Annotated in this window: 17 protein-coding genes and 1 pseudogene; 3 read left to right on the top strand and 15 right to left on the bottom strand. The window is 34.7% G+C overall.

Translation table 11 applies throughout. The annotated features are described in order from the left end of the window. Nucleotides 1–24 precede the first annotated feature (24 nt). From QM481_RS22585 to QM481_RS22640, 12 genes and pseudogenes are all read right to left on the bottom strand, one after another. Nucleotides 25–477 (bottom strand): DUF4240 domain-containing protein, encoded by a 453-nt coding sequence (locus QM481_RS22585; protein WP_283383448.1) that lies wholly within the window; start codon nt 475–477, stop codon nt 25–27. 136 nt (nt 478–613) lie between these two features. Continuing rightward, on the bottom strand, nt 614–1,420 hold the full coding sequence (locus QM481_RS22590; protein WP_283383449.1) for a metallophosphoesterase family protein: 807 nt from the start codon (nt 1,418–1,420) through the stop codon (nt 614–616). Nucleotides 1,421–1,536: 116 nt separating this feature from the next. Beyond that, complete coding sequence (locus QM481_RS22595; protein ID WP_283383450.1) at nt 1,537–2,226, bottom strand: signal peptidase II; 690 nt, start codon at nt 2,224–2,226, stop codon at nt 1,537–1,539. A 120-nt stretch (nt 2,227–2,346) separates the two neighbouring features. Continuing rightward, entirely contained in the window at nt 2,347–2,628 is a 282-nt protein-coding gene (locus QM481_RS22600; protein WP_283383451.1) for an FEKKY domain-containing protein, read from the bottom strand. A 994-nt stretch (nt 2,629–3,622) separates the two neighbouring features. Beyond that, a complete protein-coding gene (locus QM481_RS22605; protein WP_283383452.1) occupies nt 3,623–4,141 on the bottom strand; it encodes a 3'-5' exonuclease family protein in 519 nt (172 codons plus the stop codon). Between the two features lie 210 nt (nt 4,142–4,351). After that, nucleotides 4,352–4,642: pseudogene (locus QM481_RS24945) on the bottom strand (DUF8817 family protein); the annotation flags it as partial. A gap of 59 nt (nt 4,643–4,701) precedes the next feature. After that, entirely contained in the window at nt 4,702–5,190 is a 489-nt protein-coding gene (locus QM481_RS22615; protein WP_283383454.1) for a hypothetical protein, read from the bottom strand. Between the two features lie 82 nt (nt 5,191–5,272). After that, nucleotides 5,273–6,187: a leucine-rich repeat domain-containing protein gene (locus QM481_RS22620; protein ID WP_283383455.1), complete on the bottom strand. Its 915-nt coding sequence runs from the start codon at nt 6,185–6,187 to the stop codon at nt 5,273–5,275. Between the two features lie 708 nt (nt 6,188–6,895). Beyond that, complete coding sequence (locus tag QM481_RS22625; protein ID WP_283383456.1) at nt 6,896–7,273, bottom strand: lysozyme inhibitor LprI family protein; 378 nt, start codon at nt 7,271–7,273, stop codon at nt 6,896–6,898. A 73-nt stretch (nt 7,274–7,346) separates the two neighbouring features. Beyond that, a complete protein-coding gene (locus tag QM481_RS22630) occupies nt 7,347–8,036 on the bottom strand; it encodes a TlpA family protein disulfide reductase (RefSeq protein ID WP_283383457.1) in 690 nt (229 codons plus the stop codon). 478 nt (nt 8,037–8,514) lie between these two features. Then, nucleotides 8,515–8,916: a hypothetical protein gene (locus QM481_RS22635; RefSeq protein ID WP_283383458.1), complete on the bottom strand. Its 402-nt coding sequence runs from the start codon at nt 8,914–8,916 to the stop codon at nt 8,515–8,517. A gap of 2 nt (nt 8,917–8,918) precedes the next feature. Next, on the bottom strand, nt 8,919–9,548 hold the full coding sequence (locus QM481_RS22640) for an NAD(P)-dependent oxidoreductase (RefSeq protein WP_283383459.1): 630 nt from the start codon (nt 9,546–9,548) through the stop codon (nt 8,919–8,921). Nucleotides 9,549–9,654: 106 nt separating this feature from the next. Between QM481_RS22640 and QM481_RS22645 the strand changes: the two genes are divergently transcribed. Continuing rightward, nucleotides 9,655–9,987, top strand: a complete 333-nt coding sequence (locus QM481_RS22645; RefSeq protein ID WP_283383460.1) for a winged helix-turn-helix transcriptional regulator — start codon at nt 9,655–9,657, stop codon at nt 9,985–9,987. A gap of 615 nt (nt 9,988–10,602) precedes the next feature. Here the strand turns inward: QM481_RS22645 and QM481_RS22650 are convergent. From QM481_RS22650 to QM481_RS22660, 3 genes are all read right to left on the bottom strand, one after another. Beyond that, nucleotides 10,603–10,938, bottom strand: a complete 336-nt coding sequence (locus QM481_RS22650) for a hypothetical protein (RefSeq protein WP_283383461.1) — start codon at nt 10,936–10,938, stop codon at nt 10,603–10,605. A gap of 380 nt (nt 10,939–11,318) precedes the next feature. After that, entirely contained in the window at nt 11,319–12,074 is a 756-nt protein-coding gene (locus QM481_RS22655; RefSeq protein WP_283383462.1) for a hypothetical protein, read from the bottom strand. 185 nt (nt 12,075–12,259) lie between these two features. Further along, nucleotides 12,260–12,661, bottom strand: a complete 402-nt coding sequence (locus tag QM481_RS22660; RefSeq protein WP_166549295.1) for a Dabb family protein — start codon at nt 12,659–12,661, stop codon at nt 12,260–12,262. A 231-nt stretch (nt 12,662–12,892) separates the two neighbouring features. Here QM481_RS22660 and QM481_RS22665 point away from each other — a divergent pair, with 231 nt between their 5' ends. Together QM481_RS22665 and QM481_RS22670 are read left to right on the top strand one after the other, a co-directional pair. Further along, nucleotides 12,893–13,738, top strand: a complete 846-nt coding sequence (locus QM481_RS22665; protein ID WP_283383463.1) for a helix-turn-helix domain-containing protein — start codon at nt 12,893–12,895, stop codon at nt 13,736–13,738. 157 nt (nt 13,739–13,895) lie between these two features. Further along, complete coding sequence (locus QM481_RS22670) at nt 13,896–15,746, top strand: sialidase/neuraminidase family protein (RefSeq protein WP_283383464.1); 1,851 nt, start codon at nt 13,896–13,898, stop codon at nt 15,744–15,746. Nucleotides 15,747–15,791: the final 45 nt, after the last annotated feature.

Here is a 15,791-nt window from a genome sequence, read left to right on the forward strand (position 1 = left end):
ACACCCTTCTTGGGCTTCGTTCCGCTACGCTACACTCAGCCCAAGAAGGGTTAAATACATAATCAAAACAATCAGATTATGTATATTTTTAAACTGTACTAAAAATGGGAAGCCGACACCTTGCCCTACAAGCCAACAACGAAAGTATAAATATGTATCGTCAGTTACATGACCTTCAATTATTTTTCCAGCAGCCATTACTTTAAAGTCGTCGGCTTCAATGACAAGTTGTCTGAAGATAATCTCGAATTCTATAATTTGGTCTGTGGTATAACTTGATAATTGGTCAATAATAAGTTTCTCTTGTAAAGTCTTGTCATGTTGTGCCTTGTCAAAAGAAAAATTGATTATTTTCCAAAATTCTTGCTTGTCCATTTTATTGCCCTTCTTGAATGCTGCACTATTAATTTTGTCAGTTGTTTGTCCAGAAGCAAAAAGTGTCGAAATCAGTAAAATTATGATTGTGAAATGTCGCATGTTGAGATTTTTGTAATTATTGTCAATGAAAAAGCATTTGTGCTGGGTGGAGTTGATAGTGTAACCTAGAGGCATTTAACCTTATAAATAGCACCAACTTTGATAACAAGTATCTTTATCATGTTGGTAGTAGTTTTTATTCTTTTGTTAGTACGAAAACTTTTGTGTCAGCATTAAGTATTTGTGTTTTATTTTTTAAGTTGTAAGGTTGATTGGTGTTCCAATGAGAATGTCCACAAAACAAAGTTGTTATGTTTCCATTTTCCAATGTTTCCGTAACTCTTTCATCTCCTTGAAATTCTTTCTCTAAAATTTTTGGAGATAAATGAGTCAGTAAAATAGTAGGTTTTTTGTTCAAAAGATTTGATAAGGCTTTTAAATAAACTGCTTCTTGCAATCTAAAATTTTTATCGGGGCGTCCAATAATTCCGCTCAACCCTCCAATTTGTAATCCCTCGATTTCAAAAATTTCATTTATAAGAATTTTTGTGTTCTTAATTGAGAATATTTCTTCAATGTTGTCATCAAAATTATCGTGATTACCTGCAATTCCGATAGTCCAACCAAAAACTGACGCAAACTTTTTCCAAACATTTATTGGATTTCCACTTTGTCCTCGTTTGGTTAAATCAGCATAAAGGTCGCCACATAAAAAGGCGATTGTTTTTTCTCTTTCAATTGTTGGGAAATAAATATCAAATATTAATTTTAGATTGTCGGCTAATACCTCACCTAAAAGTAGATTTTCTCCTCCTTGATTTACAACGCCCTGCAAGTCAGACGTAACCACAATGGCATTTATGTTTTGAGGCAAGCCACTAACGGTTCCTTTATAAATGGGTAAAATATACTCAGATGGCTCAACGCTATTTTGAGGAATTGTCAAAAACGAAATTCGTTCAATTGCATCTTCTTCTATTTTCGTAATGCGGATTATTCTCATAAAATTGCTACCAACAAATAGGACTTGGGTAGGAGGGGAGTTTGAAAGTTGTCTGCTGGGATGCTTTTGGGTGTATGTTTTGAAAAGTGCCTATCTACAATTATTTTCGTCTGTAATCACTTGCCCGACGTACTTCCAGTTAGTTTTCTAAATGCCCAAATCAATAAAAATACCATTAATCCTACTATTCCAACATCGAATGATAAGTCAGCAAAATTAAAAACGCCAATCCTTAAAAGTTCATATAATCCATCGATATAAATAAAGTCAATAACTAAAAAAGGACGATAAAAGTGACTAAGTAGATTACCAAAACCACAAGCTAGAATCAATATCACCGAAAGTCTTGCTAATTTGTCTTTGGTAAAATAAAACAATACACCGTAAATTATCAAACCTGTTACTTTACCCATTACCGAAGCTGCCCAAGATGTAATATTATATTGTGTCAAAATGGGTTTTATAATTTCAGCTACATTAGTCAACGCTACATATAGAATAATGCCAATGATTACCTTATAAATCGTTCCGAGATTGAGTTTCCGAATTATGAGTAAGTATGTCAGTAATGAAAGCCCATTTATGCAAATTAAAATTATAGCTATATTTTTATCTTTTTGTGCCTGTAATAAAAAGCTGGCTTGTTCCCCAGTGGAACCTTGGTTATATGTTAAATAAAGACTTAACTTGTTCCCAATAACATTTACTTGCTGTCCAAATGGCAAATAATTATTGGCAAGTATTTTTGTAATCAAGTCCAATGTAACAATTGTCAGTAAAATCCCCAGTTCTTTTTTATTGATCATCTATTGTTTTAGCTTTCTGCCAACGTCAACAGCTTGGCAAAGGTTGATATTTTATTACGAATGTTGATTCAAAGCCTCCAGACTAACCTGAAATGTGTCTGTTATTGCAATCTGATGTTCTTATTCTCTTTCGAATTGATTATTTACATGATCGATGCTGTCAATTCGGGCTTGGAATTTTGTCCACCAACCAATACCATATTGGCTTTCTAAATGGTCCACCATTGTCTTGTTATAATATTTAGTCCCATTGACTAGGTCTGTTGTCACATTACAATCCAATAGATAAAGGTCAAAGCCATAAGAGTTTGCCAGTTTTTGTTTTTGTTTAAAGTGTAATGGAATTTCACCCATTTCCACTATTTGAATTTTACCTTTTTCAATATCTTGTCTTGCTGACAAAAGTTGAATGGTGTAAAAAGCCCTAGCATAAACCGAAGTACGAAATAAAGTCCTTAGGAGGTTTTATTCTTTAAATTTTATGCCCTTAGTTTTATTGGTCAACTTTCGCTTGAGTATTGTAATGAAAAAAACGGAAGTCAGTGCGAATAAAATGTCTATAAATAAATGAGTTATTTTAAACCCAAATTTATGATAGCAGTCGTCACACTTGCCTCCAAAATGGTCAAAGAATGTAAGTGGGAAGCCATAAGAGTCAATACCATCAGAGGCGGCTTCGTTTTTCATTGTCAGCAAAGTCAATGTTACAAAAACTAAAATGGTCCAAATAATTATCGATTGAACGGACTTCATAAAATTAGCTATAATAGTTTACGGCTTAGCAATGGAGTGGGCTTTTGAAAACGACAATCCAGCCTTTGTACAAATACTTGAGAGCATTTAAAGTGTTGAAATTACAACTGTCTGACACAAAATCTGTTTATGTGGCATTTTCATTCGTCTAGTAAATTTCTCCATTCCTTCCAAAACGTCAAGTAACCTTGCTTTTCAAAGTTGTCTGTTGGAATTGTATTGGGCAAACTTGACCTATAAAAACCCTCAACTTAGTCTGTAAATTCAAAAATTATTTTTTATAGGCTTCTTTATCAATAATCACTTCTTGTCCGCTCTTTCTCAAAATAGAATTCTATTCCTTTCGACCCACTTGTTATAAACCATTTTGCGGTAGTATTTATCTATGTGTCAAGCATAACTTACCATAAGTTAGTGAGCAAAATTAAAAGAATTTTACTAAGCTATTTGTGGTATGCTGGAAGTATAAAAGTGTTTACAATAATACTATGAATTCATTTTTACCTACTGCCTACGGCTTATAGCCTAATGCATATTAATACATTTTTATTTTACATTAATGCTTAATTTTTTACTTCAAAAGTTCTTAAAGTTTCGGGGGGATATTGGATAATATTTTTCTTGTTTCTTTGTGGGGTCATAGTCAAAACTTTATTTTAAGCCCAAACTCTTTTTTCATTGTTAGTAATGCTTCCGCATTTCCTTTCGCATCATCCACAGGGTTATGCGTATGTTTGGTTTTACGTAAGTGTTTGAATGTCTTGAAGGTGTCCTTTTCAATTCCTTTATAAAGACTTCCCAAGTTTTGAGAACTAAATCCGAAAGGGTTTGTCCCTATGAAATGATGAAAGTACCAGCAAATAAACATCCAATCAAAACCATTATTGTCGCTTATAAAAATGGGTCTGTCTTTACAAGTTTCCTTAATCCAATTCGCGAAGTTTTCCATTACAATCTTAGGTTCTTCAAAACCTAGGGTTTCTTCTCTTGAATGTCCTGAAACAGTGAGAGCCTCCAAAATATATTTGTCCGAAATAGGTTTTAGCTTTCCGTAAAATGTCATGTCAAGATGTTCGTCTACCAAAACTGCTCCAAATGAAATCATAGAATAGTCTCCTGGAATTGGTCCATCACTTTCTATGTCTACCATTATATATGCCATTTTTTGTCAGTAAGTTTAAGGTTTGTGTATATTGTCGCCAAAGAGTAGGAGGGCTTATAGCAGGAAGGGAATCCAAATCTCATTTTTTTGGAAAAATTATGAGTGTAAAATTTTATTATTGAGTTACTTATAAATGCTAGAAAGATTTCCTTCTGCCGAAACAAAAGTATAGAAAAGTTCTTAGAGTTGAGTTTTTATCTTGTCAAAAACCTACATTCTTTGTCCAAAGGTAAGTAAATTGTTATCTGGGTCAAGCATAGAAAACTCTTTTTGTCCCCAAGGTTTAGTTTGTAAATGTCCTGATGGATGAATGTTATGGTTGTTGTCCAACATAGATTGGTAAAGCACTTCAATGTCGTTGGTACGAATATAAACCTGCCCATAGTTTTCTTTTGGGTCAAGTTCTTTAAACTCAAAAAAGTGTATTTCAATATGATCTTTTTTTAATAACAGATAGCCTTCAAAGTCAGCACTACCAATGTCGGTAAAGCCTAATTGAGTTAAATAGAAGTTCCCATCTTTTTTCGTCGGCTGACGAAAAGCTTATTTTAACGATAGTTCTATTTATTTAATCTGTTATTCCAAGCTCGGGCAATAGTATCAACCTGATTTGGTGTCATTGTATTTGTTCTAATTAATGTTCTTACACCGTATATCATCACCATTGAGGCATTTCCTGTTTCAATAAAATACTTTAATACGTTTCCGCTTGGTAGTTGAATCTGTCCGAATATATAATTATTTTCGTCTTCACCCCCTTTAAAGTTTCCACATAGTTTGTTGGTTGCCCCTAGAATATTTTCCGAGCATAATTGTCCGTTCTGTTTAGTCACTAAGCGTCTTGATGTCAGTATACTAAAGTTGTCATTGTCAATAAACGTTGAACAAATATATAGCTCGTTGTCAGCCAACTCAATTTCAAGTCCAGAATAAGGGAAATCAGCATTGTTTTCGTAAAACTTCGTCCATTTAAAGTCATACGGCTTTATTGTATTTCTCTTGATTGAAGCAATACAAATGTTATGTATAGATTTATCGGTTTTCTCCATTATAAATTACTGTGAAGGGTTGCAGAGCAACGCAATAATTAGGTAATTTTATTCTGTCAGTACTACCATTGTAAAATCCGTGTTAGTGACAGTAGTTTTGAATAATTCTCTCTGCTTCAATTTTATATTGCCCATATTTTTGTCTAAATTCTTTAATTTTTTCGTCTGCTTTTGGACTATTACATCTTACACGTCCTGCCTGTTTACCTATGAACTCAAACCACTCTGTATTTGGGTCGTTTATTTCTCTTGTTCCATCATAAACTATCCTAACTTCTGGGTGTTTTTCTTTGATTATTTCTTCTGAAAGTTGAGAACGAAAATCATCATTTGTCAACTTTAAACTACCATATGCGATTCTTCGATAAATTTCATTGTTAGCACCTTGAACATTTGGTAGAGCACGTTCCAAAAATGCAAACTCTTGGGTTGGAAGTGTGTTGCTTACTATGCTAATTTTTTTCAATTTTTTTAAGGTCAGAACGGATGTGAGCGCAGGGAATGGTGACTTGTTAATAATCCAACCAAGAGAGAATACTTCAAGATTTGGGAGTCCTCTTAAAAACTCAAAATTGTCAATAGGTTGACTCCAATCAAGCGTCCCGTTGATATATAAATACCGTAAACTGTTCGCTCCTTTTAGTCCATCAAAATTTGAAACTTTGCGAAGATTTTCAAAATGTACCGATTTTAGTTTTGTCAGCTTTGAAAGGGGCGACAAGTCGGTAAATCCTGAAACATATTCAAGAACCAATTCTTCTAAATTATGTAAGTCACCAATAAAGTCAATATTGGTAGCTTTGAAAAAAGTTACTCTTAAACGCTTTATGTTTGTTAGGCTGCGAATTGCTTGAACCTGTTCTTTGCTTGGGTCGTGAAGCGTTAGTTCTTCCAGTTTTGGACAGTCAAATATTTGTTCCCAATGAGTTTTGTTTTGGGTTTTGCTAATCGTTAATATTTTTACTTCGTCCTTGTTCGCAATTTCAAAGTCTGTCATAAATGCAAATCTTTCTCTATTGGGAATGATTGTCCAATAGTCGCCTGTTCTGTCTAAAAAGTCTCCGAAGTGATGTTTCATTGTTTATGTGTAGTGTCACTCGCTATTGTGGGTTTGTGGCAGGTGGGAATTTTGAAAACCTGCTTTTGATCCTTCGCTGTTAGCTAATTGATGCATGTGTTCAATTTGCTCAACTCAAAAATATAGAAATAAACATTGATTTCCATTTTAGGTAGTGCCTTTAATTTTACTTTGGCAAATTGCCAGAAAATACTTGTTTTAAAAGTATATAAGGGCATAAAAAACTCCAGTATAAAAATCAGTCTGGATAGCTTGGTAAGTTTTGATAATTGATGTCGAAAAATCGGGAGATGGTTTGAATTTAAGTGCTTTAAGTCTTAAAAAACAGACCTCCTTTAAATGGTTTTAAGAGAGGTTTGAATGTATGTTTTAGAAAAATAAGCATTTTGAACAGCTACCATATTGGTGGCCGAAGCTTTTGTCTATGTGATGATATATACTCACGCAAAGGGTAACCCAAGTTCACCAATAAATTGTCAACGAGCGAGGAAACCATATTTCAGTAGCATTCAAATTGCCTGAAATTAGACCCTATTTAATATGCTATTCAGTTGATAAATAATAGCTTAGTCTATTCGCTCGCTCTCTTAATAATGTGTATGTCATATGAATTTCTGTTACATTAATCTATGAGCCATACTGATATTTTGAGTAATTTGACCAACTTCTAAATACTTCGTTAGTCAAAGTTGTTTCTGCTTGATAAAACTTAATCCATGCTCTTTGGCTTACTTTTAGCCTTTCTTGGTCATCTTTTTTTAACATTTTTAAGACTTCTTTATAGACAATATTAAGGACGTTATCCATTTTAGGAATATTATCTAAATAGCATTGTTTCATGCCAAGTGTTGTAGAGCCTTCATTAGCGCTCAAACATTTTTTTAATGTTTTATCCACACTAATAATTCTAATATCATTACTTTCAATTCCGTCAAACTTTTCTGTAGACTGGGCGAAAATATTGATTGTCAAAAGTATAAAAATCGGTAGTAGAATTAGTTTCATCTTAAATTTGAAATATTTTTTTGTGGTTGTCACCAACGTTAAAGGCTTGGTCATTTGGCGGTTCAATAGAATACTATTTCAACAGTTTTTCAACGCTAGTTTTAAGTAATTCGTAGTTTAGGTTGAATGTTTTCGTTTCTATATCTAGGATTGAGGATTCAACCCCTTCTTTAGAGTTTTGTGTTTTTACGTTTGCTTCCAGAGCTCCGGTGAAATAGTCAATAATTATTTTGTTTTTAATAAGATAGTGGGTGGGGTAGCCTAATGAGTGAGTAAATCCTGCAATATTAAGACTCATCATACCGTCAGAACTTGATTGATTTGGAGAAGGAACAATCGTGACTTTGCTAGAATATTTTTTCGCAAGGCCATCAATCTTCTCTTTTGTATCCCAATACAAAACCACAAATTGTATTTTATCACTGTATTCTTCAGCTATTTTGTTTAATGGCTTCACAAGGATACGACAAGGACCACACCATGAAGCACTTGTAACCAGAAAAATTGGTTTGCTTACGTTTTCTGTTGTTAAAAATTTCCCGTCTATTGTTTTGAATGAATAGTTGTCAATTTTGCTGTTAATAATGTAGTTCCGTATAGAGTCATCATAAGCTCTAGGGTATATTGAATCGTTTTTATAGCTAGCTTTACTGGCGAGTTGCTGAAAATCTGCTATTTTTTTAGGTGTGTTTCGAAATAGCTTGTCTTGTGAAAACGCATCTCCAACAAGAATAAATAATAAAAGTGTCAAAATGTATTTCATGTTTATCACTTACATTTTTAATTGAAAAGGTGCTATTCCTATAAAGTTGTTAATGCCAGCCAATTAAAAACTATCTTGATTCAGTTATATATTCGGATAGTTCTCCAAGAGATTTTCAAATATTATATTCTAAAGACGTATGTTTTAAGTTTTTTCACTACCTAATGTTTCGGGTAGTAACGAAGGCAGGGTCTTGAAAAACGTCAGATTAAGTTAGCGGGCAAAATGAAAATGATTTTACCCGCCATAGGCATTAGGCTATATGCAGTATGCTGAAAGTATAAAGTGTTTCTAATGAAATCATGATTACATTTTTTGCCTAATGCCAACGGCTTACTGCCTAAAGCATATTAATGCAATTTTATTTTGCATTAATACTTAAAATTAGCACAAAAATTTAATAGAAGTCCCAAGTCTGAAGTTTACACTTCAACCCTTTTTTTGCCAATACCTTGTTACCTGTTGCCTTCTTCTTCGTTTATGGATTTATTTTTATTACTTTCCATAGTCGCCATACAGTCCATATTTCAGCACTTGCCAAAGCGATTAAAGCAAAGGAGTTTGCAGTTACTCCGTCAAGAATTAGCCCAACTACAACATCGCCTAATTCAATAAATACTCTTGAAATAAGGGTTATGAATAACCAACGGGGATTGTTCGCTAAAACTGAAATTAACAGCGCTAATACACTTCCTAAAATTCGTACTCCAGTGCTTGCAAAACCCATTTTGGCTGAATAAGTGTCTAATGTTGCATTTGGGAAACTAATTACTGGTTTGAAAGTGTAAACGTAAAAGAAGAAACTGCCAGCACAAATTAATATCCAAGTGAAGATTTTTACGGGTGTTGGTATGCCAATAATTAAATTTTGATTTGTCATTTTTATTTATTTGAAAGTGAAACGTAGTTATTTAGTTGTGTTGGATTTTCTACTTGTTTTACTAAAAAGTCGGCAACATCTGAACGATTGATGCTGCTGATGTTTATGCCTTTAAAGAGTTTATTTTCTATTCTATACTTTTCTGTCAATGGTTTGTTCTTCAAAAGCCCTGGTCTTACAATTACCCATTTCATTTTTGAATTTGTAATTATTTCTTCCATTTTGGTTTTGTCGGCATAAACATCTTTGAGTAGAAATTTGAAAAATAATTTCATAATAAATCCATTGTATTGTCCACTTTCTCCTGCTCCAAAACCTGTCAAAACAACAAATGGAACATGGGTGTCAGTTTCTTGGTGAATTTCTACGAGTAGTTTGGCAAAGTCGGAATACAAAGAAGTTGCTTTCATACTTTTTCCTGTTCCTAAAGCCACAATTACAGCATCTGCATTTTCAATAGATTTTTTCAAATCAGGTTTATTTGTAGCACTTCCTTTCAAAGTTGTCAAGTTCACATTTGTCAAATTAATTTCAGAACGAGACAAGGTAGTTACGGTATGATTTCTTTCTAACGCTCTCTTTACAGTGTCAAGTCCAACACCTGCCGAAGCACCAATAATTGTGATGTTCATATTTTACGATTAAATTATTTTCTGCAAATGTATAAATGTAGTATCTAAAATATACTACATTTACAGAGAATACTACTATCTTTTAGGATACTACAATGTTTTCAAAATGAAGAATAAACAAAAACAGGTTCAGTTAAGAGATGTTCAAGACGTAATAGATATAATTGGTGGTCGTTGGCGTGGTGCAATTTTAGCAAGCCTCTGCGACAAAGAAAAAAGATTTAACGAACTCAAGAGGGATCTAGGAAGTATTACACCACGAACTTTAACCAAAGAATTGAAGTATCTTGAAATGAATAAACTTGTTTGTCGTGAAGTAGAAGCATCAAGTGCTGTGTCAGTTTTATATAGTCTTACCAAACACGGAAAGTCATTAGAACCATTAATTGGTCAAATTGTTGCTTGGGGTCAAAAGCACAGGAAAATAGTTTTAGATTAGTAGTTGTATTTCTGTCCAATTTTTGCAGGGAGTCTGTTAAGGTTACAGGTAACGGACAGGGCTTGGCTAAGTGTGGAAATCAAGGCACTTCAGTCCAACCCTTGTACTAAATTGAAAGACTAAACTTGAGCCTTTGTTCGTCAGCCCCCATTTTGGCAAACCCGCTATGCCCGTTGCACAACTCAAATATATCGAAATAACCATAGACTTCCATCTTGTGTAGAACCTTTAATTTTGACTTAGAAAATTATCTGAAATGTGTATTTTAAAGGTATATAAGAAAGCAAAATCTCAGAAAAGGACTTGGTTTTAAGTGCTTCAAGTTTGTGAGTATTCTCAGCAACTAAAAAAAGACCTCCTTTAAATTGCTTTAAAAGAGGTCTGGAGGGATATTCTGTAATAGTATTTTTAGGAAAATGAGTTGTGCAACAGCTACCAATGTTGTACGTAGGTTTGGTTATCTGTCAGTTTGAATATGAATCAAGAAAGTATTTTTTGATTTTCATTGACAAATGTAATGATACCAACTTCATGATAAGTTGGTATCAAAAAGTTGATACTGAACAGATTTCTATTTAGTTGATTTGTATTTACTGCTTGTAGAAGAAGTAAATTTTATCTTACTTTTTTCTTTGTTGTCTTGTTTTTCTTAATTACTGGAGGAGTAAATTTTACTTCTTCGTCCTTTTTGATTACAGGGGGAGTGAATTTTACTTCTTCGTCCTTTTTAATTACAGGAGGAGTAAATTTTACTTCTTCGTCCTTTTTGATTACAGGGGGGGTAAATTTTACTTCTTCGTCCTTTTTAATTACAGGGGGAGTGAATTTTACTTCTTCGTCCTTTTTAATTACAGGAGGTGTAAATTTTACTTCATCTTTTTTGTCAACTGTTTGAGCAGCACAAAGATTTGTAATTCCGAGTGTCAAAAGTCCAAATAATATTTTTTTCATAATAACTATTTTTTTGTTTAAGGTGTTAAATGAATTATTTCCATGTAAAATCAAACTATACTTCTCTCAAGTCACAACTCCCAAGCTTTGAGGCTGTTATGACTTTGCAATAAACTTACGTACAACTACTAAATATACGAAAGTTTTGTATTACATTTTTACACTTTGGCGATAATTCCTTATACTATTCTTTTCGCACTTTTTGTATTATTGAAAAGTCAGCTTTCTTGAAGTTAAATAACATTTTTCTGGACTCAAAACGCTATCCATCTTTTACATTTAATCGATCAAAAGGTCAAGGTTTCGAGTGCTTATTTGTGTATAACATAGGTAACTAGCTGAGTATTGAATGATCGTTTTTCACTTAGATTAACCTACTTTTATTGAGTTTTGATTCTCAGAATGCTATATCTTGTGGCTTCTTCATCGTTTTGAATATAGGTTTCTTTGATGGAAAGCGTGTTATTATCAATCCATTTGGCATCTTCTATTCCTTTGGTTTTGAGTGCTACTTCTGCACTTTTGACTAGTTTTTGGTCTTTGATTTCTAGTAATACAAAGCCATTAAAGTTGTATTCGGCAATTAAGTCGGAAGATACACTTATAAGCCACTTTTGGTCTGGTGATATAATGGGAGGGCTCACTAGATCTATTTTTTCTCCCGTATTTTTATTGACCAGAGTAAACATTCCTCCTTCATAAAAATTGACCTTAAAAACCCAATATGGTAGATTTTTAACAGAGCCTAAACACTCATAAACGACAAAACTATCAACCCCCTCATTATCATTTCCAGAGAGCACAAGCTTTTCCTTGCCTTCCATATCCAATGCATACCAGTTCAAACCCTCTTGGCGAAGTCCAGAACTATCTGGCATAATAAAAGATTTTGTAGAGTACTGATGGTATATTTTTTTAGTAGATGGCTCAAAAGTAAATGTAAATTGCCCTGATTGGATTTGACGTTCGTTAGTATCAGGTGATGCTAAAACTTGAGCCAGCACTTTAGAAGAATGATTTACTGTTGAATCGGTATTTGTATCAACGGCATCATTCTTTCGAGGTCCGCAATTCCAAATAAAAAATAAAGGAAATGATATAACTAGCAGGTTGAGTAATAACGATTTCGAACGCATGAGATAGATATAGAATGAGTTTTGAGGTAACTTTTAACGATGTTTCAAAGATAGAGATTTACTCATTATTTCAAAGTATATCCATGAAATTAGCCACAAGCTTTTATAGATTATTTATTCCCATAAAAGCTTGTGGCTATATCACGAATCATGTAAACTAATACCTTATCCCTCAAGCCTCTTTCCTAAATCTGCTCTGCATCATACACAATTACCTTCTCCCAAAGGTGTGAATAGTCTTCTACAAATTTGAGGTGAATAGGGTGTTTTTGGTAGATTTCCTCTTCTTCCAAATTATCAAAAAACAACATCCATGAAACCGAATATCCTCGCTCGATAACACTACGGTTGGTACTTGCAGGTGTGCCAATGTGATGGAAACGAATGGTTGGCACTTTCGATAATCCTGTTAGTCCTTCGATAAGCTTGTTTTTGTCGGCCTCACTTGAAGGATTTTTCAACCAAAAATAAACATGGTGGATAAAGATTTTTTTCTTTGGCTTTGCTTCCGAAGGTAGTGCAACTGCTGTCAATGCCGACGCTGCTGCGGCTTTGGTCAAGAATGAACGTCTTTCTAATTTTTTCATGATTGTGTAAATGTTTTGAAGTGATGAGCAAGTAAAATGTATATTTCCATTATGCTCTTTATGGATAGATTAAACTTTCTTTATGATATTTGATGTTGATTATAAGTGGTTTATCGTAATATCTGTGCTAGAATACTGAAACTTTAACACAAAACTACAAATGATTTTTTCTAGATAATGGTAAAAATCCATTATATCTTGGTAGATAATTAGTAAACATCCTGATGGTCGATGAAACGTTATATTTTACATACTTCTTTCAATATTTATCATTTTGAGGCGAACCAATGGGAGCATTCGGTACACAAGCATACTTATTTCGAAATTATTTTTATCCTGAAAGGGCAAGGAAGGCATAATCTCAATGGTAATTCATTTGACTATTCGGATGGAGATGTGTTTTTGGTAGGTCCCGAAGACTTCCATGATTTTGATATACATAGCTTGACGGAATTTTGCTTTATCAGGTTTAATGAATCTTTTTTGAAACAACAAGCGCATGATGGCAATACTTGGCAACAGATTGTAGAAACCTTGTTATATACCTCTTCGCAAAGTCGAGGTTCGATTGTCCATGATTTAGTGGAAAAACAAAAACTTCATCATTTATTACAGGTACTTGAGAGCGAATATCAAAACCCTGAATCTTCGTATTTTGAAATTATTCGAGATAACCTAATGCGAAGTATGATGATGATTTTAGCGAGAAATTTATTAGGACAAAATACCGCCTCAATTGCTCCAAACGATTCGGTAGAGGCTATTTTACGCTATATCAAACAACATATCTATCAACCTGATTTTTTGACCATCGAGCATTTGGCTGAGGTTTTTCACTATTCACCTGCCTATATCAGCATTTTCTTCAAACGACATACAGGCGAGCCTCTGAAACAGTATATCACGAAGCTCAAAATGAGTTTGATAGAAGCACGGCTTCAATTTAGTCAGCACACTTTGACCGAAATAGCGGATGAATTTGGGTTTACAGATGAAAGCCATTTCTGTAAACAATTCAGAAAATACACAGGAAATACGCCAACAGCTTTTCGGAAAAAACGAACTAATCAGGCTTAAAGGAATGCTTTTTATCCAAAAACTACCCTATAGTCTTGGAGTATAAAAATAGGTTTTTACCTTAAATTTGAGATGAATAGACATTAATTTACCCTTTGTGCCTGTTCACTCTTTACTGATTTACCCAATTTTCACTCTTAAAATCGTTTCTAAAACTTTGAAAAAAATCGTTTCTATTCCCTGTATTCTTGTCGGTTTAGCCAGTGCTAGCTTTGCCCAAACAGGCAGTGTGGCAGAACCCGTGCGTTATATCGGCGGTCAAACCGTTGACCCAAGTGTGCACGAAGGGCGTTTGCGTTATGCCATTGGTACCGAAAACCGCCAGACCATGCGTGCCAACCGCACCCATCCCGAATACGCCGATGGCTATGGCTGGACCTACAACCATGCCTCTAATCTTTGTTACTGGAATAATACTTTTTACCAGCAGTATTTGAGCAATCCCGTTGATGAGCACGTAGCGCCAGGACAAACCCTAATCGTGAAATCAAAAGATGGTCGTCATTGGGAAAAACCTGAAGTGGTTTTTCCTCCCTACAAAGCGCCCGAAGGTGTGAAGATTCCTGCGGGTTATCATGGTTATATGATGCACCAACGCATGGGGTTTTATGTGGCTCCTGATGGTCGTTTGTTAGTAATTGCCTTTTATGGACACACGGATGACCCTTTTGGAAAAGGGGGAATCGGTCGCGTGGTACGCGAAGCCTACAAGGATGGTTCTTACGGACCGATATACTTTATACGTTATGAAAGTGAAGCCAACTGGAATGAAAGCAATACCTCGTATCCTTTCTACAAAAAATCTACAGATGCAGGTTTTGTCACTGCTTGTGATGCTTTGCTAAAAGATAAATTGATGACGTTCCAATGGTATGATGAGGATCATGGTGTAGATGGTTTTTATAATGGCAACAAATCGGGACAAGCTTTGTCGTATTATCATCGTAAAGATGGAAAAGTGGTGGCTCTTTGGAAAAAATCTTTAGTAGCGCTTTCGGATGACGAAGGAAAAACTTTTTCAGAACCTGTAAAAGTACCAACATTTTTAATGTCTGGTGGAAAACAATGGGGACAAAAAACAGACGATGGTCGTTATGCGATTAGTTATAACCCTATTGAACAAACGCAGTATCGTTTTCCCTTGGTCGTGGTGACGGGCGAGGATGGAGTTTTGTTTGATAATATGCTCTTGATTCAAGGCGAAGTACCCGTGCGTAGATTTACGGGTCGCTGGAAAGATTTTGGACCTTGTTATATGCGTGGCATCGAAGAAGGGAATGGTAATCCTCCCGGCAATGATATGTGGATGACCTATACCGTCAATAAAGAGGATGTATGGGTAAGTCGTACTCCTGTGCCAATTCAATATGCGGTAAAAGGTACTGTTTCGGATAATTTTGATGCTTTAGCTTTAGAAGGCGCTGTGCCTAACTGGAATATTTACGCTCCGAAATGGGCACCGATAGAGGTAGTAAAAGCGCCTAACAGAACAGGCAAAGCTTTACAGTTGTCCGATACCGATTTGTATGATTATGCTCGTGCCATTCGAGTTTTTCAAGAAGGAACTAAAGCGCAGACTAGTTTAGATATATTCGCAGATGCTACCAATACAGGAAGACTTGAAATAGACCTAACCGACCAGTACGGCAATCGTCCTGTACGTGTCCGTTTTGATGAAAACGGGCAAATCATCGCTACCGCTGGAAGCACCGAAAAAGTGGTATCCTCTTATCAAAAAGGTCAATGGTATAAAATCGAGATTTTGACAGAAGCGAATACCCATGGTAACTATACGTTATTGATTAATGGTAAGAAAGTATTAGAAAAGGCGCAATTGGCGGAGGCTGTGAAGTCAATAGAAAGATTATCGCTACGCACAGGTGCTTATCGTAATTTTCCAACACGTCAAACACCAAACGAAACTAATGACCCACCACTCAAAGGTGCCGACGAACCTTGTGCACCAACTATGTTTTTTGTAGATAACGTAATAGTAAAAACCAATTAAGAAATCAGGTTGATTGTAGAGACGCAAGATATTGCGTCTCTATTG

Source organism: Flectobacillus rivi (genome assembly GCF_030056655.1).
Classification (GTDB): domain Bacteria; phylum Bacteroidota; class Bacteroidia; order Cytophagales; family Spirosomataceae; genus Flectobacillus; species Flectobacillus rivi.